Origin of the sequence: Streptomyces sp. NBC_00328, from assembly GCF_036139655.1 — a bacterium.
Classification (GTDB): Bacteria; Actinomycetota; Actinomycetes; order Streptomycetales; family Streptomycetaceae; genus Streptomyces.
Genome location: NZ_CP108013.1, coordinates 4903462 through 4926409, shown reverse-complemented (window position 1 = coordinate 4926409; position 22948 = coordinate 4903462). Strand labels below are relative to the sequence as shown.

The 22948-nt window shown below is 71.5% G+C and carries 17 protein-coding genes, 4 tRNA genes and 1 other RNA gene; 13 read left to right on the top strand and 9 right to left on the bottom strand.

What is annotated here, in order from left to right; all coding sequences use genetic code 11:
- Positions 1–161 precede the first annotated feature (161 nt).
- Positions 162–1331: a tyrosine-type recombinase/integrase gene (locus OG485_RS21515; RefSeq protein WP_328670050.1), complete on the top strand. Its 1170-nt coding sequence runs from the start codon at positions 162–164 to the stop codon at positions 1329–1331.
- 80 nt (positions 1332–1411) lie between these two features.
- On the opposite strand, the gene OG485_RS21510 is transcribed toward OG485_RS21515, so the two are convergent.
- Positions 1412–1499, bottom strand: a tRNA-Ser gene (locus OG485_RS21510).
- 72 nt (positions 1500–1571) lie between these two features.
- On the opposite strand from OG485_RS21510, the gene ffs reads away from it, so the two are divergent.
- From ffs to OG485_RS21480, 6 genes are all read left to right on the top strand, one after another.
- Positions 1572–1670, top strand: an RNA gene (gene ffs / locus OG485_RS21505) — signal recognition particle sRNA small type.
- Between the two features lie 129 nt (positions 1671–1799).
- Positions 1800–4118 carry a DNA polymerase III subunit gamma and tau gene (locus OG485_RS21500; protein ID WP_328670048.1) on the top strand — a complete coding sequence of 773 codons (2319 nt, stop codon included), beginning with the start codon at positions 1800–1802 and terminating at the stop codon, positions 4116–4118.
- A 483-nt stretch (positions 4119–4601) separates the two neighbouring features.
- Positions 4602–5855 (top strand): phosphoribosylamine--glycine ligase, encoded by a 1254-nt coding sequence (gene purD / locus OG485_RS21495; RefSeq protein ID WP_328670046.1) that lies wholly within the window; start codon positions 4602–4604, stop codon positions 5853–5855.
- 366 nt (positions 5856–6221) lie between these two features.
- Complete coding sequence (locus OG485_RS21490; RefSeq protein WP_328674579.1) at positions 6222–8060, top strand: hypothetical protein; 1839 nt, start codon at positions 6222–6224, stop codon at positions 8058–8060.
- Between the two features lie 220 nt (positions 8061–8280).
- Positions 8281–9804: a N,N-dimethylformamidase beta subunit family domain-containing protein gene (locus OG485_RS21485; RefSeq protein WP_328670044.1), complete on the top strand. Its 1524-nt coding sequence runs from the start codon at positions 8281–8283 to the stop codon at positions 9802–9804.
- A gap of 131 nt (positions 9805–9935) precedes the next feature.
- On the top strand, positions 9936–10835 hold the full coding sequence (locus OG485_RS21480) for a phosphoribosylaminoimidazolesuccinocarboxamide synthase (RefSeq protein WP_328670042.1): 900 nt from the start codon (positions 9936–9938) through the stop codon (positions 10833–10835).
- Positions 10836–10914: 79 nt separating this feature from the next.
- Here OG485_RS21480 and OG485_RS21475 read toward each other — a convergent pair.
- From OG485_RS21475 to OG485_RS21440, 8 genes are all read right to left on the bottom strand, one after another.
- Positions 10915–10987 (bottom strand) — tRNA-Gly (locus OG485_RS21475).
- A 22-nt stretch (positions 10988–11009) separates the two neighbouring features.
- A complete protein-coding gene (locus tag OG485_RS21470; RefSeq protein WP_328670040.1) occupies positions 11010–11654 on the bottom strand; it encodes a response regulator transcription factor in 645 nt (214 codons plus the stop codon).
- The gene (locus OG485_RS21465) at positions 11651–12997 is read right to left on the bottom strand and encodes a sensor histidine kinase (RefSeq protein ID WP_328674578.1); all 1347 of its coding nucleotides are present in this window, start codon (positions 12995–12997) and stop codon (positions 11651–11653) included. Before OG485_RS21465 ends, OG485_RS21470 begins: the two co-directional genes overlap by 4 nt.
- A 20-nt stretch (positions 12998–13017) precedes the next feature.
- Positions 13018–13821 carry an ABC transporter permease gene (locus tag OG485_RS21460; RefSeq protein ID WP_328670038.1) on the bottom strand — a complete coding sequence of 268 codons (804 nt, stop codon included), beginning with the start codon at positions 13819–13821 and terminating at the stop codon, positions 13018–13020.
- A complete protein-coding gene (locus OG485_RS21455; RefSeq protein WP_328670036.1) occupies positions 13818–14822 on the bottom strand; it encodes an ABC transporter ATP-binding protein in 1005 nt (334 codons plus the stop codon). Before OG485_RS21455 ends, OG485_RS21460 begins: the two co-directional genes overlap by 4 nt.
- Positions 14823–14995: 173 nt before the next feature.
- Positions 14996–15068 (bottom strand) — tRNA-Gly (locus OG485_RS21450).
- A gap of 77 nt (positions 15069–15145) precedes the next feature.
- Positions 15146–15217 (bottom strand) — tRNA-Gly (locus OG485_RS21445).
- A gap of 161 nt (positions 15218–15378) precedes the next feature.
- Positions 15379–15696, bottom strand: coding sequence for a histone-like nucleoid-structuring protein Lsr2 (locus OG485_RS21440; protein WP_328670035.1), 318 nt, complete (start codon positions 15694–15696; stop codon positions 15379–15381).
- Positions 15697–16057: 361 nt separating this feature from the next.
- Here OG485_RS21440 and purS point away from each other — a divergent pair, with 361 nt between their 5' ends.
- The 6 genes from purS (at position 16058) to purF (ending at position 22948) form a co-directional block, all read left to right on the top strand.
- The gene (gene purS, locus OG485_RS21435) at positions 16058–16321 is read left to right on the top strand and encodes a phosphoribosylformylglycinamidine synthase subunit PurS (RefSeq protein WP_005482678.1); all 264 of its coding nucleotides are present in this window, start codon (positions 16058–16060) and stop codon (positions 16319–16321) included.
- Positions 16318–16998 carry a phosphoribosylformylglycinamidine synthase subunit PurQ gene (gene purQ / locus OG485_RS21430; RefSeq protein WP_328669988.1) on the top strand — a complete coding sequence of 227 codons (681 nt, stop codon included), beginning with the start codon at positions 16318–16320 and terminating at the stop codon, positions 16996–16998. Before purS ends, purQ begins: the two co-directional genes overlap by 4 nt.
- Positions 16995–19271 carry a phosphoribosylformylglycinamidine synthase subunit PurL gene (purL, locus tag OG485_RS21425; protein ID WP_328669986.1) on the top strand — a complete coding sequence of 759 codons (2277 nt, stop codon included), beginning with the start codon at positions 16995–16997 and terminating at the stop codon, positions 19269–19271. The genes purQ and purL overlap by 4 nt, the downstream gene beginning before the upstream one ends.
- A gap of 385 nt (positions 19272–19656) precedes the next feature.
- Positions 19657–20451 (top strand): maleylpyruvate isomerase family mycothiol-dependent enzyme, encoded by a 795-nt coding sequence (locus OG485_RS21420; RefSeq protein ID WP_328669984.1) that lies wholly within the window; start codon positions 19657–19659, stop codon positions 20449–20451.
- A 117-nt stretch (positions 20452–20568) separates the two neighbouring features.
- On the top strand, positions 20569–21360 hold the full coding sequence (locus OG485_RS21415; RefSeq protein ID WP_328669983.1) for an META domain-containing protein: 792 nt from the start codon (positions 20569–20571) through the stop codon (positions 21358–21360).
- Positions 21361–21421: 61 nt separating this feature from the next.
- Positions 21422–22948 carry an amidophosphoribosyltransferase gene (purF, locus tag OG485_RS21410; RefSeq protein ID WP_328450770.1) on the top strand — a complete coding sequence of 509 codons (1527 nt, stop codon included), beginning with the start codon at positions 21422–21424 and terminating at the stop codon, positions 22946–22948.

Here is a 22948-nt window from a genome sequence, read left to right as displayed (position 1 = left end):
GAGCCAAGGCCAAGGATGGCGCAGTTCCATGATCTGCGAATGCCGTACGAAGACAGGGCCTGGGGCACCTCCCCACCGCGGGCCCAGCCCGAGGAGACGAGCCGACGGCAGTAGAAGATCTGGCTACCCGCTCGCCGAAATAGGGTCTGCCGCACGGTCGAGTGACGGTCGGTGTCAAAGATGACGGCAAGCCCGACCGCCGCCACATCGAGCGCAAGACCAAGGCCGAGGTGACCAAGGCCGTCCGCGAGATGGAGCGGGCCCGGGACGACAAGAAGCCCCGGAAGCCCGGCAAGGGGTGGACCGTCCAGACCTGGCTTGAGCACTGGGTCGAGAACATCGCCAAGCCGTACGTCTCCGAGAACACGTACGCCGGGTACGAGGTGGACGTCCGTGTGCACCTGGTTCCGGGCTTGGGCGCCCATCGGCTTGAGCGGCTGGAGCCCGAGCACCTGGAGCGCTTCTACCAAAGGATGCAGAGCACCGGCAGCGCGGCCGGAACCGCTCACCACGTGCACCGCACGGTCCGTACGGCCCTCAGCGAGGCTGTACGACGCGGGCACGTGCCCAACAACCCGGCGGAGATCGCCAAGGCTCCACGGCTCGAAGAGGAGGACATCGAGCCGTTCACGATCGAGGAGGTGCAGAGCCTGCTCGTCGAGGCGGCCAAGCTCCGCAACAGCGCGCGCTGGGTAGTCGCCTTGGCGCTCGGGCTTCGGCAGGGGGAAGCGCTTGGGCTCCACTGGGAGGACGTCGACCTCGACGCGGGATACGTCCGCATCCGGAAGAACAGGCTTCGGCCCAAATACGCGCACGGCTGCGGGGGCAACCCGTGCGGTCGGAAGGCGGGCTACTGCCCGAAGCGGCAGCAGACCCGGCGTGAGCACAAGTCCACGAAATCGCGGGCGGGGCGCCGCACGATCGGTCTGCCCGATCCGCTGATCAAGATTCTCCGGCAGCACCGAGAGGTCCAGGAGCGCGAGCGGATCGCGGCCGGTGCGGACTGGGAGGGCAAGGGGTACGTCTTCGCCTCACCGGTCGGTGGACCGTTGAGCCCGAACACGGACTTCCACGTCTGGAAGCGGCTACTTCGCGATGCGGGTGTCCGGGACGGGCGCCTCCATGACGCACGTCACACCGCGGCGACCGTGCTCCTGATCCTCGGCGTCCCGGACGTCGTGGTCGACGCGATCATGGGATGGGAGCCCGGGGGAGCGGCTCGGATGCGCGCTCGGTACATGCACGTCACGGGACCGATGCTCCGGAAAGTCGCGCAGCAGGTCGGGCGAGCCCTCTGGGAGCTGCCCGGAGCCGAAGAAGAGACCGACTGAGACGGAAACTGAGACGGACAACGTCGAAGGGCCCCGCTGCAAGCAGCGGGGCCCTTCGACGTTAGTGCCCGGTGAGGCACTGGCGGAGGATACGAGATTCGAACTCGTGAGGGGTTGCCCCCAACACGCTTTCCAAGCGTGCGCCCTAGGCCACTAGGCGAATCCTCCGGGGCAAACAATACAAGACGTTGAGGAGTGCTCGCGAACTCGTTCCCCGCCCCGGGGATCCTGTACTCTTTGCGGAGCCCCTCACGTGGCGCTATCTGACTGAACTCCCCCAGGGCCGGAAGGCAGCAAGGGTAGGTCGGCTCTGGCGGGTGCGTGGGGGGCGCTTGCGTTTCCGGGGCGGTCGCCCGGACGCCGTCGGGCCGTGGCCGGGCGGGCCGGGGACCGGATGCCGCCGGGGTCGCGCCCGGGATGCGCTCAGGGCGGTCCTTGATGTCAGTGGGCGCCTATAACCTCGTAGACGTGTCGTCTCTCGCGCTGTACCGCCGTTATCGCCCGGAGTCGTTCGCCGAGGTCATCGGGCAGGAGCATGTCACCGACCCGTTGTCGCAGGCGCTGCGGAACAACCGGGTCAATCACGCGTACCTGTTCAGCGGTCCGCGCGGGTGCGGCAAGACGACGAGCGCGCGCATCCTGGCCCGCTGCCTGAACTGTGAGCAGGGACCCACCCCCACTCCGTGCGGTGTGTGCCAGTCCTGTCAGGACCTCGCCCGGAGCGGCCGGGGCTCGATCGACGTCATCGAGATCGACGCCGCTTCGCACGGTGGTGTGGACGACGCCCGTGACCTGCGGGAAAAGGCCTTCTTCGGGCCCGCGAGCAGTCGTTACAAGATCTACATCATCGACGAGGCCCACATGGTCACGCCGGCCGGCTTCAACGCGCTGCTGAAGGTCGTCGAGGAACCCCCGGAGCACCTCAAGTTCATCTTCGCCACGACCGAGCCCGAGAAGGTCATCGGGACGATCCGGTCGCGGACCCATCACTACCCGTTCCGGCTCGTGCCGCCGGGCACCCTGCGCAAGTACCTGGGCGAGGTCTGCACGCAGGAGGGCATTCCCGTCGCGGACGGTGTGCTGCCCCTCGTCGTACGGGCGGGCGCGGGGTCCGTGCGTGACTCCATGTCCGTGATGGACCAGCTTCTGGCGGGAGCCGCCGACGACGGTGTGACGTACGCCATGGCGACCTCGCTGCTCGGCTACACCGACGGCTCCCTGCTGGACGCCGTCGTCGAGGCGTTCGCGTCCGGGGACGGCGCCGCGGCCTTCGAAGTCGTGGACACCGTCATCGAGGGCGGCAACGACCCGCGGCGCTTCGTCGCCGACCTGCTGGAGCGGCTGCGGGACCTGGTGATCCTGGCTGCCGTCCCGGACGCGGTGGAGAAGGGGCTCATCGACGCCCCGGTCGACGTGGTGGAGCGCATGCAGGCGCAGGCCGGGGTCTTCGGCGCCGCGGAGCTGAGCCGCGCCGCCGACCTCGTCAACGAAGGGCTGACGGAGATGCGCGGGGCCACCTCGCCGCGCCTCCAGCTCGAACTCATCTGCGCCCGCGTTCTGCTGCCCGCCGCCTACAGGGACGAGCGGTCCGTCATGGCCCGCCTCGACCGTATCGAGCGCGGGGTGAACTTCTCCGGCGGCCAAGCCGCCCCCGCCATGGGCTACGTGCCCGGACCCGAGGCGCACGGCGCGGTGCCGGTCCCGTCGGCCGGGCCCGCGGCTCCGCCGGTCTCCCCGGTCTCCCCCGGGGGAGGCCTGGCGGCGGCCCGTGCCGCGGCCCGGGGAACGGGACCGGCCACGGGGCAGGGCGCAGGACAGGGGGGCGGCGGGGAGAACACCGGCGCCGTCCCGGGCGCGGCGCCCGGGACGCCCGCTCCCGCCGCGCCTGTGGCGCCCGCCGCGTCCTTCACGGCTCCGGCACCGACGGCCGCGCCCCCGTCGGCCCCTGCGGCGCCCGAGCCGCCAGCGGCCCCGGCCGGCGCCCCCGCGGGGGCCGCGCCCGGCGCCTGGCCCACCGCCACGGCGGCCGGCAGCGGCCGGCGCCCCGGCGGCTGGCCCACGACGACCCCAGCGGGCGGCGGCCGCCCTCCGGCCCAGTCGGCGCAGACGCCCTCCGCCGCACCCGCCGGACCGCCCTCCGCCGCACCGGGAGCGCCCCAGGCGGCCGCTCCGGCCGTCGGCGGTCCCGATCCCCGCATGCTGTGGCCGAACATCCTGGAAGCGGTGAAGAACCGCCGCCGGTTCACCTGGATCCTGCTCAGCCAGAACGCGCAGGTCACGGCCTTCGACGGCACGACCCTGCAGATCGGCTTCGTCAACGCCGGGGCCCGGGACAACTTCGCGAGCAGCGGCAGTGAGGACGTGCTGCGGCAGGCGCTCGCGGAGCAGTTCAACGTGCAGTGGAAGGTCGAGGCGATCGTGGACGCCTCGGGCGGCTCGACACCGCCGCCCGCACCGGCGGGCGGCGGATTCGGCGGTGGCGGCTACGGCGGTGGCGGTGGTGGGTACGGCGGAGCTCCGGCCGGCCAGCGGCCCGCGCCCCAGCAGCCGTCCGCTCAGGCCCCCGGGCCCGCGGCCCCGCAGTCCGGCCCGTCCACCGGCCGTCCCCAGGCCCAGGGCATGTCGGCGCCCGCTCAGGCCCCGGCCTACGAGCCGCCGCCGGTCGCCCCGGAGGACGACACCCCCGAGGACGACGACCCCGACCTGGACGAGTCCGCCCTCTCGGGCCACGAACTGATCGTCCGCGAACTCGGCGCGACGGTGGTCGAGGAGTTCTCGAACGAGTGAGAGGCGGACCGGGCCCCGGCCACCGCCCGCCCCGTGCGCGGGGCGTCACAGGCGTCACCGGTCGGGCCTTGAAGGCCGTGAGCCTGGTGCGGGAGTGACATCGGCCGAGTTCTGGTTCCGGGCGCCGCTCGCCCGGCGCGGGGGATGCCATCGCCCGGGCTTGAACGGCGTCCACATGGTGCGCGGGGTGCCGGCGGTCGGGTCCGGACGCCGTTCGCCCGGTGCCGCGGGACGTCGCCGCGCGGGCCCTGGACGTCGTCCGTCCAGCGCCGCGGGGCCGTACCGCACCCGCCCGGAGACCCCGCCCCACCCCACGCCCGGGGCCGTACCGCACAGGCCCGGACCCCGCTCCGCCCCATGCCCGGCGCCGCACCGCCCGGTGCGTCGGGGACCCCGCTTCCTGGAGGATCGCACCAGCGTCGTATCCCCGTAGCTTCGGAAGCCCCTACAAGGGCACCCGCGTGCGGCGGTTAGGCTGACCCCGTGAAGGTCCTTGTCATCGGTGGTGGCGCCCGCGAACACGCCCTGTGCCGCTCCCTGTCCCTCGACCCCGACGTCACCGCCCTGTACTGCGCTCCCGGGAACGCCGGGATCGCGGAGGTGGCGGAACTGCACGCGGTCGACGCCCTCGACGGCGCGGCCGTGGCCGCGCTGGCCACGCGGCTCGGCGCCGAACTGGTGGTCGTGGGCCCGGAGGCCCCGCTCGTCGCCGGTGTCGCCGACGCCGTGCGCGCGGCGGGCATCCCCTGCTTCGGCCCCTCGGGGGAGGCAGCGCAGCTGGAGGGCTCCAAGGCGTTCGCGAAGGACGTGATGGCGGGTGCCGACGTCCCCACGGCGCGCTCCTACGTCTGCGCGACGCCCGAGGAGGTCGAGGAGGCGCTCGACGCGTTCGGAGCGCCCTACGTCGTGAAGGACGACGGACTGGCGGCAGGCAAGGGCGTCGTCGTGACCGACGACCTCGAAGCGGCGCGGGCGCACGCCAACGCCTGCGACCGCGTCGTGATCGAGGAGTTCCTCGACGGTCCCGAGGTCTCCCTCTTCGCGATCACCGACGGCACGACCGTCGTCCCGCTCCAGCCCGCCCAGGACTTCAAGCGCGCCCTGGACGGCGACGAGGGCCCGAACACCGGCGGCATGGGCGCGTACTCGCCGCTGCCGTGGGCTGACCCGAAGCTCGTCGAGGAGGTCATGGAGACCGTCCTCCAGCCGACCGTCGACGAGATGCGCCGTCGCGGCACCCCGTTCTCCGGACTCCTGTACGCCGGTCTGGCCATCACCAGCCGTGGTGTGCGGGTCATCGAGTTCAACGCCCGCTTCGGCGACCCCGAGACCCAGGTGGTCCTCGCCCGGCTGCAGACCCCGCTCGCCGGTGTCCTGCTGGCGTCCGCGAACGGCACCCTCGCCGATCTCGAACCCCTGCGCTGGAGCGAGAAGGCCGCGGTCACCGTCGTCGTGGCCTCGTACAACTACCCCGACACCCCGCGCACCGGCGACCCGATCACCGGGCTCGACGAGGTGGCCGCCGAGGACGCCCCGCACGCGTACGTCCTGCACGCCGGCACCCGGCACGAGGGCGGAGCGGTGGTGAGCGCGGGCGGTCGAGTGCTGTCCGTCACAGCGATCGGATCCGGCCTCACCGAGGCCCGCGGGCGCGCCTACACGGCTGTCGCCCGCATCGGTCTGGACGGTTCGCAGCACCGCACGGACATCGCGGCGAAGGCGGCCGCCGAGGCATAGCCCACGGCCCCCATAGCAGCACCTGGCCCCGGACTCCGTACGGAATCCGGGGCTTTGTCTTGTTGCGTCCAGGCCCTTCCACCTGCGGGTTCCTGTACGGAACCGGAAGCCTGTCGGGGGTCTGCCGTCATCCACCTTTCCCCAGAGCCATTCCATCGGGTGACCGATGCCGTATCCGGCTGACGAGGGCCGGGGCCCCAACTAGGGTGCGGCGAAGGCATTCCGGCACTTGGCCCACCGGCATTGCGATGTCGGCGGCGGGTGCCACAGTGGGGGAGTGACCAACGCCAGGGCATCCGTCGGCACCGGCAGCGACAGGGCCGGAGCCCGGCGGACAAGAGGGGGTGACGTCCGGTCGTGACCGGTATGGGTGTGGAGGCGGGCGCGCAGGCAGCGCGCTCCCGGGCTCTCGCTGTGCTGCGCATCCGCAGCAGGGCGCTGGCTGTCGCCCTGCTGCCCGCGGCCGTGGCCGTCGTGCTGCTCGTCGGTGGATACACCGGCCGCATCACCGGTACGTCCTGGGGGATCGCGGGAGGGGTCGTGACGGTGTTCGCCGTTCTCGTCCTTCTGGCGGCGGCGGGCATCGCGCTCGTCGTGGCCCGTGCCCGGCCCGCGACGAGCCCCACGGTCCCGATCTCCGAGGAATCGGCCCCCGATCTCTACCGCATGGTCCGTGACCTGGCCGACCGTCTCGACGTCCCGGCCCCCTCGGCGATAGCGCTCACCCCGGACTGCGACAGCTGGCTGGAGGACCGCACCCACCGGGCCCTCGGCCGGTTCTTCCCGGGTGGAGGGGACGAGCCGGACGGCCCGCGCCGAGGCCCGGCCGGAAGCGGCCCGGTGACCACGCTGACGGCCCGCGCCGCCCGGGTCACCGCCGCCCCCGTCCTCGTCATCGGCTCCCCGTTCCTGTGGTGGATGCGGGTCGGCGAGCTGCGGGCGGTCCTCGCCCCCGTCGTCGCCGGTACGGGCCCGTCGGCGCACCCGGACATAGCCGCGGCCCGCCGCTTCGTCCGAGGCCTGGACGCGGCGGTGGCGGTGGCCTCGGCACCCGGCCGCGGCCCGCTGTCCCGCACGGTCCTGGCCGGAGTCGGCTGGGTCACCCGGCTCCTGCTGCGCGGCTGCCGGGGTCACGCGGCCGAGATGGAGCGGGCCGTGGCGTCCGCGTCGGCCGAGCGTGCACAGGCTGTGGACTACGGCGTGCGGATCGTCGCCCAGGAACAGGTGGGCCTGGCGTACGCGGGCTGGGACCGCCTGCTGACCCGGGTCGCGCTGCCCGCCTGGCGGATGGGCCGCTGGCCCTCCCGGCTGGACGTGGGCGTCGTCGCGGCCCTGACCGAGCTGTCCCGCCGCGACCGCCTCGCCGAGGGCTTCACCTCCCGTCTCGGCGAGCGTCCCGCCTGCGACCTGCTCGAAGAGCCCGGCACGGTGGACGAGGCCGCTTCGCTGCTCGCCGCCCGGCTCTTCCACGGCGGTCCCGCCGAGGCCGGCCCCGACTGGGCGCCGGTCGACTGGCAGGACTACCCGGACGAGGTCGTCGACCGCGCGTGGCGCACCGACGCGGCCCGGCTCCACCGGGTCCTGGACGCGCTCGGCGTCCGCCACCCCGCCGACCCCGCGCTGCCCGAGGCGGACGGACCGACCCTGGCCCGCGTGCTCGACCACCTGTCCGTGGCGGCGGGAGCCATGCCCGCCCCGGACGCGGCCCCCGTGGCCGTCCTCGCCGAGCACCGGACGGAGGCGTACGGGGAGATGGGCATCGCCGAGAGCGACGACCCCGACCTCGCCGTGGGGAACGAGCGCTCGGCGGCCCTCGCGGCCCGCCTCACCGCCGAACTGGCCCGTGAGGAGGCGTCCGCCCCGGCGAAGCCCCGGCCCGCCGGGAGCGCCGGGCAGCAGGGCTCCGACCACGACCTCTGGGACGACCGGATGCTTCCGCTGTTTCCCCTCCAGCCGCCCAGGACCGGTCGCGAGCTGCTGGCCGACCACGTCACGGCGATGGTCTGCTGCGCCGCGATGGACACCGCCGGGGCGGTTCCCGGACTCGACTGGCTGGACGGCCCGTCCCTGCTCGTCGGCGGTGAACGGGCTGCCGACATCGGCCCCCGCGTCCTCACCCTCATAGAGACGGGGGACCCCACACCCCTGCGGGACTGGCTGCGCCATCTGGGCGTCCGCCCGGAGAAACCGGTCCGGCTGGTCTGACGGCGGCCCCTCCGGCGGCCGCCCCCACCGTTCGTTTCCCCGGCCGTGCACACACCCCACCGTTCGCAGGCGCCCCGGCCCAGCCGGAGCGGCCCGTTCCACTCCCGCCAATTCGCGACGAACGGTGACGGACTGCGTGCGTAATGTGATGTGCTGGGACCGATCGAGCACGGCGCAAGGGCTTGCCAGTACGACGGGGGCACGAAGGAGGGGTGCGGGCATGGGATCGGAGCAGATCCGCCGCTGGGAGTCGGGAGCACTCGCGCACGCCGTCACGGATCCCTTCGGCCTGGGACCCGTTCCCTGGCTCCGCGGCAGCGAGACCTATTTCGACGACACCGGCCACGTCGTCCCCTGGTACGTGGACACCGACGCGCCCCAGCCACCGCAGCCGGCGGCCGCCCGGATCCCGGCGCCGCGGTCCACCTCCCGCACCCGTGTGCGCATCGGTCCCGGAGGCCCCCGCTCCGCCGACGACGTCCACCGTCAGATCAAGGGCTTCACCAGCACGGGGGCCACCGCTCCCGGCGAGTCCATCGACTTCCATGTGACGGTCGACCCGCCGCAGGAATTCAGCGTCGACATCTACCGCATCGGCCACTACGGCGGCGACGGCGCCAGCAAGATCACCACGAGCCCCCGGCTCTCCGGGATCGTCCAGCCGCCGCCGCTCACCGCCGACCGCACGGTCTCCTGCCACCACTGGTGGCTGTCCTGGCGCCTCCAGATCCCGACCTACTGGAACGTCGGCGCCTACGTCGCCGTCCTGACCACCCTCGACGGCTACCGCTCGCACGTCCCCTTCACCGTCCGCAACCACCAGACGGCCGATCTGCTCCTCCTGCTCCCGGACATCACCTGGCAGGCGTACAACCTGTATCCGGAGGACGGCCACACCGGCGCCAGCCTGTACCACGCGTGGGACGAGAGCGGCCGGCTCCTCGGCGAGGCCGACGCCGCGACCACCGTCTCCTTCGACCGCCCGTACGCGGGCGCGGGCCTGCCCCTCCATGTGGGCCACGCCTACGACTTCATCCGCTGGGCCGAGCGCTACGGCTACGACCTCGCCTACGCCGACGCCCGAGACCTGCACGCCGGCCGCGTCGACCCCACCCGCTACCGGGGCCTGGTCTTCCCGGGCCACGACGAGTACTGGTCGCCGCAGATGCGCCGCACCACGGAACTCGCCCGCGAGCACGGCACCTCGCTCGTCTTCCTCTCCGCCAACACCATGTACTGGCAGGTGGAGCTGGGGCCGTCCCCGTCGGGTGTCGCCGACCGGCTGCTGACCTGCCGGAAACGCAGGGGTCCCGGCAAGCCCGTCCTGTGGCGCGAGATCGACCGCCCGGAGCAGCAGCTCATCGGCATCCAGTACGCGGGGCGCGTCCCCGAGCCGTCCCCCCTGATCGTCCGCAACGCCGGCCACTGGCTGTGGGAGGCGACCGGGGCGCACGACGGCGACGAGGTGGAGGGCATGGTCGCGGGCGAGGCGGACCGTTACTTCCCGCGCACCCCACTGCCGGAGCACCAGGACCGGATCCTGCTGGCGCACTCCCCGTACCCGGACAGCGAGGGCGTCCTGCGGCATCAGGAGACCTCGCTCTACCGCGCCCCGTCCGGCGCCCTGGTCTTCGCGTCCGGAACGTTCGCGTGGTCCCCGGCCCTCGACCGCCCCGGCCACGTGGACCCCCGTATCCAGCGGGCGACCGCCAATCTCCTCGACCGCATCTGCAAACACGACTGAGAAAGCCCCGCGGGCGCCTGTGACGCACCCCCGCCACGGGCGTTCGCACCCGCTCGGGCCGCCCCCTGTCCACAGCCGCTCGTCCCGTACGGGAGAATCGAGTCACTTGTACAGAACCACGGGGAGGAACCGTGTCCGGATTCGTCGAAAAGCCCGAGCCCCTTCAGGTGCCGGGTCTGGTACATCTGCACACCGGCAAGGTGCGCGATCTGTACCAGAACGAGGCGGGCGACCTCGTGATGGTCGCCAGCGACCGCATCTCCGCCTACGACTGGGTGCTCCCCACCGAGATCCCCGACAAGGGCCGCACCCTCACCCGGCTCTCCCTGTGGTGGTTCGACCAGCTCTCCGAACTGGCGCCCAACCACGTGCTGAGCACCGAACTCCCGCCGGGCGCCCCGGCCGACTGGGCCGGCCGCACCCTGATCTGCAAGTCCCTGCGGATGGCTCCGGTCGAATGCGTGGCCCGCGGCTATCTGACCGGCTCGGGCCTCGTCGAGTACAACGAGACCCGCACGGTCTGCGGTCTCGCGCTCCCCGAGGGGCTCGTCGACGGCTCGGAGCTCCCCGCGCCGATCTTCACCCCGGCCACCAAGGCCGCGGTCGGCGAGCACGACGAGAACGTCGCGTACGAGGAGGTCGCGCGTCAGGTCGGCGCCGACACCGCCGCCGAGCTGCGCCAGGCGACCCTCGCCATCTACGGCCGCGCCCGCGACATCGCCCGCGACCGGGGCATCATCCTCGCGGACACCAAGTTCGAGTTCGGCTACGAGGGCGAGACGCTCGTCCTCGCCGACGAGGTGCTGACCCCGGACTCCTCGCGCTTCTGGCCCGCCGACGCGTGGGAGCCGGGCCACGCGCAGCCGTCCTTCGACAAGCAGTACGTCCGCGACTGGCTGACCTCCGCCGAGTCGGGCTGGGACCGCAGGAGCGAGCAGCCGCCGCCCGCTCTGCCCGAGCACGTCGTGGAGGCCACCCGCGCCAAGTACATCGAGGCGTACGAGCGTCTGACGGGCGTCAGCTGGTCCTGACCTCGTCCACGGGCCCGGCCGCCGGCCGGGCCCGTGGACACGAAGAAGCCCCCGACCGAAGTCGGGGGCTTCCTTTTTGAGCGGACGACCAGGTTCGAACTGGCGACCTCAACCTTGGCAAGGTTGCGCTCTACCAACTGAGCTACGTCCGCGTGCGCCGTGGTGCGACAGCCACTATACCCAACCTCGCTCCCGTGCGAGACGCACCGCAGCGTGTCGGTTCTCCGCGCCCAGCTTGGACGCGGCCGACGACAGATAGTTCCGCACCGTCCCCTGGGACAGCGCGGCCCGCTCCGCGATCTCCGCCACGGGCGCCCCGTCGGCGGCGAATTCGAGCACCTCGGCCTCGCGCGCGGTCAGCGGCGAGTCCCCCGCGGAGATCGCGTCGGCGGCCAACTCCGGGTCCACATAACGGTTTCCCGCGTGAACGGTACGGATGATCTCCGCAAGCCGCCGTGCGCTGACCGTCTTCGGGACGAACCCGCGCACACCCGCCGCGAGCGCCCGCTTCAGATGCCCCGGCCGTCCGTGACTCGTCACGATCAGCACCTGGCAGCCGGGCAGTTCGGCCCGCAGGGATGTGGCCACGCTCACACCGTCGGCTCCCGGCATCTGGAGGTCCAGGACGGCGACATCGGGTGCGTGCGCCCGCGCCATCGCCAGTGCCTCCGGTCCGGTCGCAGCCTCGGCCACCACGACCAGGTCGTCCTCCAGCCCGAGCAGCGCGGCCAGCGCTCCCCGGATCAGATGTTCGTCGTCGGCGAGCAGCAGCCGTACGGGAGCGTCGGGCGCCGGCGCGCCGGGCGGCACGGAAGTCATGGGGTGGCCTCTCTCATCGGGTGCGGAACCGGCGGTACCGACGACTCCCGTGGCGCCCCGTCGCTTCCCGGGGCCGGTTTCCCGGAAGGGTCCGCGCGGGTGTCCGGGGAGGGCCGCAGCGGCACTTCCGCCGTCAGCAGGAACACTCCTCCGCTCGCGCCGGCCCGCAGCACCCCGTCCACCTCCTCCAGCCGCTCCCGCAGTCCCACGAGCCCGCTGCCTCTCCTCGGCCCGGAGCCGCCGTCCGGCCCGGGTCCCGTTCCCGCCTCCCGCGGCACCCCGTCGTTCTCGACGGTGAGCGTCACCAGCTCCCGTGTCACCCGCAGGGACAGCGCGCACGTCCTGGCGTTCCCGTGCCGCAGCACATTGGTGGTCGCCTCCCGTACGACCCAGCCGAGCGCCGACTGGACCTGCGCGGGCAGCTCCGCGGCCGTGCCGGTGATGGCGCAGTCGATGCCCGCTGCCGTCAACACGCCTTGCGAGCCCGCCAGTTCGTTGGCGAGGTCGGCGTCGCGATAGCCCCGTACCACCTCGCGCACCTCCCGCTGGGACTCCCGCGCGATCCGCTGCACCTCGGTCATCTGGTCCATGGCCTCGGACCGCCCGCGCCGGGCCAGCTGCACGGCGAGTTCGCTCTTGAGGGCGATCACCGCGAGGTTGCGGCCCATCACGTCGTGCAGATCGCGGCCGAAGCGCAGCCGTTCCTCGGCGACGGCGAGCCGGGCGCGAGTCTCGCGGGCCGCGTCGAGTTCGTAGACGGCGTTGAGCAGCCAGACGGAGAACGCCGCGGTGAAGGTGAGGAAACCGGCGGTCAGCAGGACGAGGAGAGCGGTGACCGGCGCGGCGGGGCCGGGGAAGCCGAGGGGCAGGGAGAGCGCCCCGGCACCCGCGGCCGCGCCGAGCACGACGTACGTCATCCGGCGTCTGTCACGGGTCCCGAGCGCGACCGTGCCCGTGCCGAACGCCGTGACGCCGACGAGCAGCGAGGAGGCGACGAGGAACTCGCCGTCGCTCGCCGGGTGCCAGGGGGTGCCCGAGAGGACGGCTCCCACGACGGCCGTCACACCGGTGCCCGCGGCCAGTGCCAGCAGGGTCCCGCGGGGCTGTTCCCGGGTGCCGCGCGTCCAGTCCAGTGCCCGCGAGGCGGTCACCGCGCAGCACAGCGAGTGCCCGCACACCAGCAGGAACACCGCCCAGGACCGGGCCGCCGGCATGTTCCCGAAGACGGGCAGTCCGATCGAGATCGCTTCGAGCAGGGCGAAGAAGTGGAACGACCACCGGGTGTACGTCTCGACCTTCGCCGGTGTGCTCTTGCCCCGCCACCAGCCGGACGGCCTGCCCATGCCCACCCCCGTGTCCGTGGTCACCGCCGCGGCTCCCAGCGGAACCACCGTCGTACAGCAAACACCGCGATCAGGGTCCAGGCCACCGCCGTGGCGAGGGCGCCGAGGGTGTCGTGGGCGGAGAGGTGTCCGGTCCAGCCGCCGCGGATCAGGGTGATCACCGGGGTGAGAGGCAGCAGTTCGCAGAACCGGGCCATGCCGTCCGGCAGCAGTTCGAGGGGGATGAAGGTCCCGGAGCCGAGCAGCGACACCACGGTCAGCGGGGTGGCCGCGATCTGGGCGCCCTCGACGCTCCTGCTGAGGCTCGCGGTGACGGCCGCGAGCGCCGGCCAGGTGACGAACGCGGACAGCAGCCCGAGCAGGACGAGTTCGGGTCTCTCGGGCATCCCGATCCCGAGGGTCGCCCGGTAGGCGACGGTCAGGATCAGGCACTGGGTGAGACCGATCGCCACCGAGGGCAGCGCGGCACCCGCGAGGATCTCCAGGTCCCGCAGTTCCCCGGTGCGCAGCCGCTTGAGGACGAGTTCCTCCCGGCGCGCCGCGTACACGCTCACCAGGGAGCCGTAGACGGCGAAGAGGAGCGCGAAGCCGATGGAGGAGGGGAGCAGGACCGAGCCGATGGTGAGTCCGGTGCCTTTCAGGTGCATCGACCCGAGGTTCGAGCGGAGCATGAGCGGCATGACCATCGGGACGAGTACCGCGGTGGCGAGGGTCGCCCTGGTGCGGCTCAGCAGCGTGAGTTCGGCGCGTGCCAGTGCTCCGATCCGGCCGGCGGCCGTGGTCCCGGCCGTGCCGGTGCCGGTGGTGACCGCTGTTCCGCTCATGCCGCCGTTCCCTTCCCGCGTGCCTTCCGCGTGTCCGCGGTCGTCCTCGTCCCGTCCACGCCGTGCGCCGCCTCCCGCGAGATCCGCAGGAACGCCTCCTCCAGGGAGGCCGAGCGCACGTCGAGCCCCCGCAGTTCGACGCGGGCCCGCTCGGCCCACACCAGCAGGGCGGTGGCCGTCCGCTGGAGTTCGCCGGTCCGCAGCCGGATCGTCCGGCCCGACGCCTCGTGGCCGCTCACCCCGAGTTCCGGCAGTGGGGGCAGGTCGCCGGGGAGGTAGCCGTCGGGCAGTTCGAAGGAGACGTGCGACGGCTGGGAGGCGGTCACCTCGGCCGGGGTGCCGACGGCCGCGACGCGTCCTTCGTGCAGGATCGCCAGCCGGTCGGCGAGCGCCTCCGCCTCTTCCAGATAGTGGGTGGTCAGCAGGACCGTGGTCCCGTCGTCGCGCAGTTCGCGGACCAACTCCCAGGTGTTGCGGCGGCCTTCCACGTCGAGCCCGGTCGTGGGCTCGTCGAGGAAGAGGACCTCGGGGTCGCCGAGGAGCGCGAGCGCCAAATCCAGCCGCCGCTTCTCGCCGCCGGACAACTGCTTCACGCGGACGTCCGAGCGGTGCCCGAGCCCGACCCTGTCCAGGGCCTCTCCGGCGGGCCGGGCGCCGCTGGTGCACGCCGCCCACATCCGTGCGGTCTCGGCGGCCGTCAGCTCGGACGGGAAGCCGCCTTCCTGAAGCATCACGCCGATACGGGGCCGTACGGCGGCCCGGTCCGCGTACGGATCGTGTCCGAGGACGCGCACGCGCCCGGCGGCCGGGGGAGCCAGGCCCTCGATCAGTTCGACGGTGGAGGTCTTGCCCGCCCCGTTGGTGCCGAGGAGCGCGAAGATCTCACCGCGGCCCACGGAGAAGCTGACTCCGCGCACCGCCTCGAAATCCCTTTTGCCGCCCCCGTACACACGCCGCAGATCAGTGACCTCGATCACGTCGTCGTGCTCGCTCGTGTTCATGGAATCAGCGTCGGCGCGGACGGGGCCCGGCAGCAGTGCGCGTTGTCATCACTCGGCATGACAAATGTCAGACGCTTCGGCATCCCGTCGTGAGGACGTCGGCGCGCACGCGGATACCGCGCATGGGGATACGAGAAAGGCCCCGGTCGATGACCGGGGCCTTTACTTCGCTGAGCGGACGACCAGGTTCGAACTGGCGACCTCAACCTTGGCAAGGTTGCGCTCTACCAACTGAGCTACGTCCGCATTGCCTCCGACCGGCTTCCACCGATCGGCGCGAGCACCACCCTACCTGATCGGCAAGCGATCGGTGAGCGATGCAGAGCGGGTGACAGGAATTGCACACTGCGCCTTCCCCCTGGAAGGGGGATGTTCTGCTACTGAACTACACCCGCACGACCTTCGGGTTCCGACCTTTCGGCCTTGCCCTTCGGCGTGTTCCAGACTCTAGCCGATCGGGCGGGGGTCAGCGCAAGTCGGTTCTTCGGGGGTCCGGTGGAGGGGTCCGGGGGCACCTCGGCGGGGTGCCCGGCCCGGTCCGCGGCCGGGTGCCGGCTCAGTGCGACTCGGCGAACGCCTCGTAGACCTTCTTGGGGATCCGGCCGCGCGGCGGCACGTCCATCTTGTTGGAACGGGCCCAGGCGCGGACCGCCGCGGGATCGGGCGTCAACGCGGTGTGCGTGTACGCCTTCCCGGACTTCGACCGCTTGCGGCCGGCCTCGACGTACGGCTCGAGGGCCTTGCGCAGGCCCTCGGCGTTGACTCGATTGAGGTCGATCTCGTACGACTTGCCGTCGAGTCCGAAGGCGATCGTCTCCGCCGCTTCCGAGCCGTCGATGTCGTCAAAGAGAGTGACCACGACACGCTGCGCCACGAATATCGGTCCCTTCGTGCGACACCTTCGCGATCAACGGTCATGACGTGCGCTGACGTCACGGAGTTGTCGGAGAGATGTCGGCTGTCCGGCTGTTATCGAGCAAAGTATCGGCTATTGCCAATTCATTTGTACAGTGCCCGGCATTGCATTGTGAAGCCCGACTAAATCCCTCCGCGTGTCCGATGGCAATGGGCCCCTGCCGTTCTTCTGCGGTTTTTCCCAGGATTTTCCGTGCATGCCCCCGGGCTGATGCGTGATCGTGATCGGGGTCACGTAGGATTCTACGAATCTACGCGAGTAGAAATTTTGTACGGGTAGTCTGAAGGGACCTGCTCAGCACCACACACCGGGAGTGCCAGTGGCACGCGTCGTAGTCGACGTCATGCTCAAGCCGGAGATCCTCGACCCCCAGGGCCAGGCGGTGCAGCGTGCACTGCCGCGCCTCGGTTTCGAAGGTGTCTCCGACGTCCGTCAGGGAAAGCGATTCGAACTCGAAGTGGACGGGCCGGTGGACGACGCCGCGCTCGCCCGCATCCATGAACTGGCGGAATCCTTCCTCGCCAACACCGTGATCGAGGACTTCACCGTCAAGGTCGAGGAAGTCGCGGAGGCCGGAAAGTGACCGCTCGTATTGGAGTCGTCACCTTTCCGGGCAGCCTCGACGACCGCGACACGCAGCGCGCGATCAGGCTGGCCGGCGCCGAGCCCGTAGCCCTCTGGCACAAGGACAAGGACCTCAAGCAGGTCGACGCCGTCGTGCTGCCCGGCGGTTTCTCGTACGGCGACTATCTGCGGGCGGGTGCCATCTCGCGCTTCTCGCCGGTGATGGAGACCGTCATCGAGCAGGCGAAGTCCGGAATGCCGGTTCTCGGCATCTGCAACGGCTTCCAGGTCCTCACCGAGGCGCACCTTCTTCCCGGCGCGATGCTCGGCAACAACCACCTCCACTTCATCTGCCGCGACCAGAAGCTGCGGGTGGAGAACGCGGGGACCGCCTGGACCGCCGACTACGAGGCCGGCCAGGAGATCCACATCCCGCTGAAGAACATGGACGGGCGCTACGTCGCCGACGAGCACACGCTCGACATGCTGGAGGCCGAGGGCCGGGTCGCGTTCCGTTACGTGGACGTCAACCCGAACGGTTCGCTGCGCGACATCGCCGGCATCACGAACGAGGCGGGCAACGTCGTCGGTCTGATGCCGCACCCGGAGCACGCCGTCGAGCCCCTGGTCGGGTCCGGCCGCACCGACGGCCTCCCCTTCTTCACCTCGATCCTCAAGAAGCTGGTCAACGCATGAGCCGTACGCCTCTGGACACGGTCGAGCACGCGGCCGCGACCCCCGACGTCGAGCTGCCCTGGGCCGAACTGGGCCTGAAGAAGGACGAGTACGAGCGCGTCGTCGAGATCCTCGGCCGCCGCCCGACCGGCGCCGAGCTCGCCATGTACTCCGTCATGTGGTCCGAGCACTGCTCCTACAAGTCCTCGAAGGTCCACCTCCGCCAGTTCGGCGAGAAGGCCCCGCAGTCCGACGCGCTGCTCGTCGGCATCGGCGAGAACGCCGGTGTCGTCGACGTCGGCCAGGGCTACGCGGTCACCTTCAAGGTCGAGTCGCACAACCACCCGTCGTACGTCGAGCCCTACCAGGGCGCGGCCACCGGCGTCGGCGGCATCGTGCGCGACATCATCGCCATGGGCGCCCGCCCGGTCGCGGTCGTCGACCCGCTGCGCTTCGGCGCGGCCGACCACCCCGACACCAAGCGCGTCCTGCCGGGCGTCGTCGCGGGCATCGGCGGCTACGGCAACTGCCTGGGTCTGCCGAACATCGGCGGCGAGGTCGTCTTCGACGCCTGCTACCAGGGCAACCCGCTCGTCAACGCCGGTGCCATCGGCGTCATGCGGCACGAGGACATCCACCTCGCGAAGGCGTCCGGCACGGGCAACAAGGTCATCCTGTACGGGGCCCGCACGGGCGGCGACGGCATCGGCGGCGCGTCGATCCTCGCCTCGGAGACCTTCGACGACGCCAAGCCGTCGAAGCGTCCCGCCGTCCAGGTCGGCGACCCCTTCCAGGAGAAGCTCCTCATCGAGTGCACCCTGGAGGCATTCGCCGAGAAGCTGGTCGTCGGCATCCAGGACCTCGGCGCGGCCGGTCTGTCCTGCGCCACCAGCGAGCTGGCGTCCAACGGCTCCGGCGGCATGCGCGTCACCCTGGACGACGTACCCCTGCGGGACTCGACTCTCTCTCCCGAGGAAATCCTCATGAGCGAGTCGCAGGAACGCATGTGCGCGGTCGTCGAGCCGGAGAAGGTCGACCGGTTCCTGGAGATCTGCGACAAGTGGGACGTCATCGCCACCGTCATCGGTGAGGTCACCGACGGCGACCGCCTGGAGATCTTCTGGCACGGTGGCAAGATCGTCGACGTCGACCCGCGCACGGTCGCCCACGACGGCCCGGTCTACGAGCGCCCCTACGCACGCCCCGAGTGGCAGGACGCACTCCAGGCCGACGACGCGAACAAGCTGCCCCGCCCGGCGACGGGCGAGGAGCTGAAGGACCAGGTCCTGAGGCTCGTCTCCTCCCCGAACCAGGCCTCCAAGTCCTGGATCACCTCCCAGTACGACCACTTCGTGCAGGGCAACACGGTGCTGGCCCAGCCCGAGGACTCGGGCATGATCCGCATCGACGAGGAGACCGGGCTCGGCGTCGCCATCGCGACCGACGGCAACGGCCGCTACGCCAAGCTCGACCCGTACGCCGGTGCGCAGCTCGCCCTCTCCGAGGCCTACCGCAACGTCGCGACGACCGGTGCCAAGCCGCTCGCCGTCTCCGACTGCCTGAACTTCGGCTCGCCCGAGGACCCGGCCGTCATGTGGCAGTTCGCCGAGGCGATCCGCGGACTGGCCGACGCCTGCCAGCAGCTGGGCACCCCGGTGACCGGCGGCAACGTCTCGCTGTACAACCAGACCGGTGACGTCGCCATCCACCCGACTCCGGTCGTGGCGGTGCTGGGCGTCATCGACGACGTCGCCCGCCGCACCCCGGTCGCCTTCCAGGAAGAGGGCCAGCTCCTCTACCTGCTCGGCGACACCCGTGAGGAGTTCGGCGGCTCGGCCTGGTCGCAGGTCGTCCACGACCACCTCGGTGGTCTGCCGCCGAAGGTCGACCTGGAGCGCGAGCGGCTGCTCGCCGAGATCCTCATCTCGGCCTCCCGCGACGGCATGATCGACTCCGCGCACGACCTGTCCGACGGCGGTCTGGTCCAGGCCGTGGTCGAGTCGGCGCTGCAGGGCCGCAAGGGCGCGCGCCTGATCGTCCCCGACGGTCTCGACGCGTTCACGTTCCTCTTCTCGGAGTCGGCGGGCCGCGCGGTCGTCGCCGTCCCGCGCTCGGAGGAGCTCCGCTTCAACGACATGTGCGGTGCCCGGGGTCTGCCCGTCACCCGCATCGGTGTCGTCGACGGCGACGAGTCCGACGCCACGGCCGTCGTCGAGGTCCAGGGCGAGTTCACGCTCCCCCTGGCCGAGCTGCGTACGGCCCACGAGGGGACGATCCCGGCGCTGCTGGCGTAACCCGCCCGCCCCGCCGAGCCCGCGAAGGCCCCGCCCGTTCCGACGGGTGGGGCCTTCGTCACGCCGGGACAGGCTCGGTCTCCTGCGGTGCCCAGTGCGTTGCCCAAGGTCTGGAAGAAGCGGCCGCCCGTGGTGGCCCCGCCGAGCCGGTGGCGCGGGGCCCGGCCGACGCACCCGGCTCGCCGAACGGGCCTTCGCGCTGGTGGAACACGGGCTCACGCTGGTGGAACACCGGCTCACGGACTACGCCCGCCGCCCCTGACGATCCCCCACGGAGGCCGGGGCGCGCGCCGGTTCCCGGAGGGCTCCGCTCCGCTCGGCCCGGCGGGCAAGGCGCCGAGTCTCGGGGCCACGTGATCCGGACGAAAGGCTCTAGGCTCGCCGTATGACCCCAGCCCGCAAGCGCGCCCGCACCTATGACTCGGCCAAGATCCGCGCGGCGGTGCTCGCGCAGTTCGGGAACGTGCGGGAGGGCGTACGTGCCCTGAGCGAGGAGCAGTTGGCGCGGCCCGCGCGGCTCGGGGACTGGAGCGTGCGGGAGTTGGCCACGCACATCACGATGTCGCTCGACGTCGTGAGCCGGCACCTCGACCTGGCCGCGCCCGCCGCGAAGGAACTCGGGTTGCTGGAATGGCCGTTCGGGACGGCCTCCCGCTCCGGGAAGATCGCCGACGGCACGCGCGCACTCGCCGCCGCCCACCCCGACCTCGACGCGCTCTACGCCGGCGTCGGCGCGCGGATCACTGACCACCTGGCCACGGCCCCCGACGACCGGCTGCTCGGCGTGCCCGCCGGGGCGATGACCCTCGCCGACTACCTAGTCACCCGCACCGTCGAACTCGTCGTCCACACCGACGACCTGAACCGCGCCGCCGGTACCGACATCCCCCTCGACCGCCAGGCCCTCGCCGCCTGCACCCGGCTGCTCGCCGACGCGATCGCCGTGAAGGCACCCGGCGCGTCGACGGAGGTCCGGATCCCGCCGTACGCCGTCGTGCAGTGCGTGGAAGGGCCCCGGCACACCCGTGGCACCCCGCCGAACGTCGTCGAGACCGACCCGCTGACCTGGATCCGGCTCGCGACGGGCCGCACGGAATGGAAGGCCGCGCTGGACGAGGCGAAGGTCAGCGCGAGCGGCGAGCGCGCCGACCTCGGCGGCCTGCTCCCGCTGATGGGATAGCCCGCGCGCTGAAGGGACAGCCTGCGCGCTGATGGGACAGCCCGAACGCGCCACCCGCGCGGGCTTCCCGCCCCACGCCCGGGGGAACCGGTCGCCCGGCCCTCCCGTCACATCGGCATGGACAAGCAGCGAATGACCCTCGGTGTCCTGACCCTGCTGCCCCTCGCCGCCGCGTGCGGTGCCCAGACGGCGGGGAACGGTTCCGCCCGGACGGAGACGGCGCCGCTGACCGGCGTGCACTGGACGGTCGACAGCCTCACCGTGGGAGGAAAGACCACGCGGGCGCCCTCGGGGGCGTATCTGCGGATCGGGGACGACGGCCGCGTCAGCGGCAGCCTCGGCTGCAACGGGTTCGGCTCGAAGGCCGTCCTCACGGGTGACCGTGTCGACTTCGGCGAGCTCCGGACGACGGACATGGCCTGCGCGAAGGGCCCGATGGACTTCGAACGGAGCCTGGGCCGGACCTTCGCGGACAAGGGTCCGTTCACGGCGAAGGCCGAAGGCCGCCGGCTGACGCTCACCGCCGACAACGGCGACCGGATCGGCCTCGCCGAGGAGAAGGACGCACCCCTGCGGGGGACGAGGTGGACGGTCACGGCACTGGGGGACGACAACGTCTCCCAGCCGCTCCCGAAGGGGGCGAACGCGTACTTCGTCCTGCGCGAGGACGGCACCTTCGAGGCCCGGCTCGGCTGCAACCACGCCACCGGTCGGGCCACTGTCGGCGACGGACATATCACCCTCGGCCCGGCCCGGACGACCCGCATGATGTGCCAAGACTCACTCATGAGGACCGAGAAGACGCTGCTGGAGCTCTTCGACGGCAAGGTCACCTACACATTGGATCATCGTGGCATCGCGCTGACCAGCAAGAACGGCACGGTGGTCAGCGCGGTGGCCGACGAGTGATCCCAGCGGGGCCCGTATCGCCAATTCGGACCAGTGGTCGATCTCGCCTACACTCGGTGCCGTGCCACGTGGTGACGGTCGACTCAATCATGATCTGCTCCCCGGTGAGAAAGGCCCCCAGGACGCTTGTGGCGTCTTCGGTGTCTGGGCTCCGGGCGAAGAGGTCGCCAAGCTCACTTACTTCGGGCTCTACGCCCTCCAGCATCGGGGTCAGGAATCCGCGGGAATCGCGGTCAGCAACGGCTCCCAGATCCTCGTCTTCAAGGACATGGGCCTCGTGTCCCAGGTCTTCGACGAGACCTCGCTCGGTTCGCTCCAGGGTCATATCGCGGTCGGTCACGCCCGCTACTCGACCACCGGTGCCTCCGTGTGGGAGAACGCCCAGCCGACGTTCCGTGCCACCGCGCACGGTTCCATCGCGCTCGGCCACAACGGCAACCTCGTCAACACGGCGCAGCTCGCCGAGATGGTCGCCGACCTGCCCAAGCAGGAAGGCCGCACCACTCGTGTGGCGGCCACCAACGACACCGACCTGCTCACCGCGCTCCTCGCGGCCCAGGTCGACGACGACGGCAAGCCGCTGACCATAGAAGAGGCCTCCACCAAGGTCCTCCCGCAGGTCATGGGCGCCTTCTCGCTCGTCTTCATGAACGAGCACACCCTGTACGCCGCCCGTGACCCGCAGGGCATCCGCCCGCTGGTCCTCGGTCGCCTGGAGCGCGGCTGGGTGGTGGCCTCCGAGTCCGCGGCCCTCGACATCTGCGGCGCCAGCTATGTGCGCGAGATCGAGCCGGGCGAGTTCGTCGCCATCGACGAGAACGGTCTGCGGACCTCGCGATTCGCGGAAGCGAAGCCCAAGGGCTGCATCTTCGAGTACGTCTACCTGGCCCGTCCCGACACGGACATCGCAGGCCGGAACGTGTACCTCTCGCGCGTCGAGATGGGCCGCAAACTCGCCAAGGAAGCCCCTGTGGAGGCCGACCTGGTGATAGCGACCCCGGAGTCCGGGACGCCCGCCGCGATCGGTTACGCGGAGGCCTCCGGCATCCCGTTCGGCGCCGGCCTGGTCAAGAACGCCTATGTCGGCCGGACCTTCATCCAGCCCTCGCAGACGATCCGCCAGCTCGGAATCCGCCTGAAGCTGAATCCGCTCAAGGAAGTCATCAAGGGCAAGCGTCTGGTCGTCGTGGACGACTCGATCGTGCGCGGCAACACCCAGCGCGCCCTGGTCCGGATGCTCCGCGAGGCGGGTGCGGCCGAGGTCCACATCCGGATCTCCTCCCCGCCCGTGAAGTGGCCCTGCTTCTTCGGCATCGACTTCGCGACCCGCGCCGAGCTGATCGCGAACGGCATGACCGTCGAGGAGATCGGCACCTCGCTCGGCGCCGACTCGCTCTCGTACATCTCGCTCGACGGGATGATCGAGGCCACGACGATCGACAAGCCGAATCTGTGCCGCGCCTGCTTCGACGGCGAGTACCCGATGGAGCTTCCCGACCCCGAACTGCTCGGCAAGCAGCTCCTGGAGACCGAGCTGGCCGCGGGTCCCGCAGCCACGGCCGCGGCTGACGCCATCCGTCGCCCGTAG

Excerpts from the sequence above, each read along its gene's own strand:
- purL (WP_328669986.1), top strand. The coding sequence starts at position 16,995 with ATGAGCCGTACGCCTCTGGACACGGTCGAGCACGCGGCCGCGACCCCC.
- OG485_RS21420 (WP_328669984.1), top strand. The coding sequence starts at position 19,657 with ATGACCCCAGCCCGCAAGCGCGCCCGCACCTATGACTCGGCCAAGATC.
- OG485_RS21470 (WP_328670040.1), bottom strand. The coding sequence starts at position 11,654 with ATGACTTCCGTGCCGCCCGGCGCGCCGGCGCCCGACGCTCCCGTACGG.
- OG485_RS21415 (WP_328669983.1), top strand. The coding sequence starts at position 20,569 with ATGGACAAGCAGCGAATGACCCTCGGTGTCCTGACCCTGCTGCCCCTC.
- OG485_RS21455 (WP_328670036.1), bottom strand. The coding sequence starts at position 14,822 with ATGAACACGAGCGAGCACGACGACGTGATCGAGGTCACTGATCTGCGG.
- OG485_RS21490 (WP_328674579.1), top strand. The coding sequence starts at position 6,222 with ATGGGTGTGGAGGCGGGCGCGCAGGCAGCGCGCTCCCGGGCTCTCGCT.
- OG485_RS21460 (WP_328670038.1), bottom strand. The coding sequence starts at position 13,821 with ATGAGCGGAACAGCGGTCACCACCGGCACCGGCACGGCCGGGACCACG.
- OG485_RS21465 (WP_328674578.1), bottom strand. The coding sequence starts at position 12,997 with ATGGGCAGGCCGTCCGGCTGGTGGCGGGGCAAGAGCACACCGGCGAAG.
- OG485_RS21485 (WP_328670044.1), top strand. The coding sequence starts at position 8,281 with ATGGGATCGGAGCAGATCCGCCGCTGGGAGTCGGGAGCACTCGCGCAC.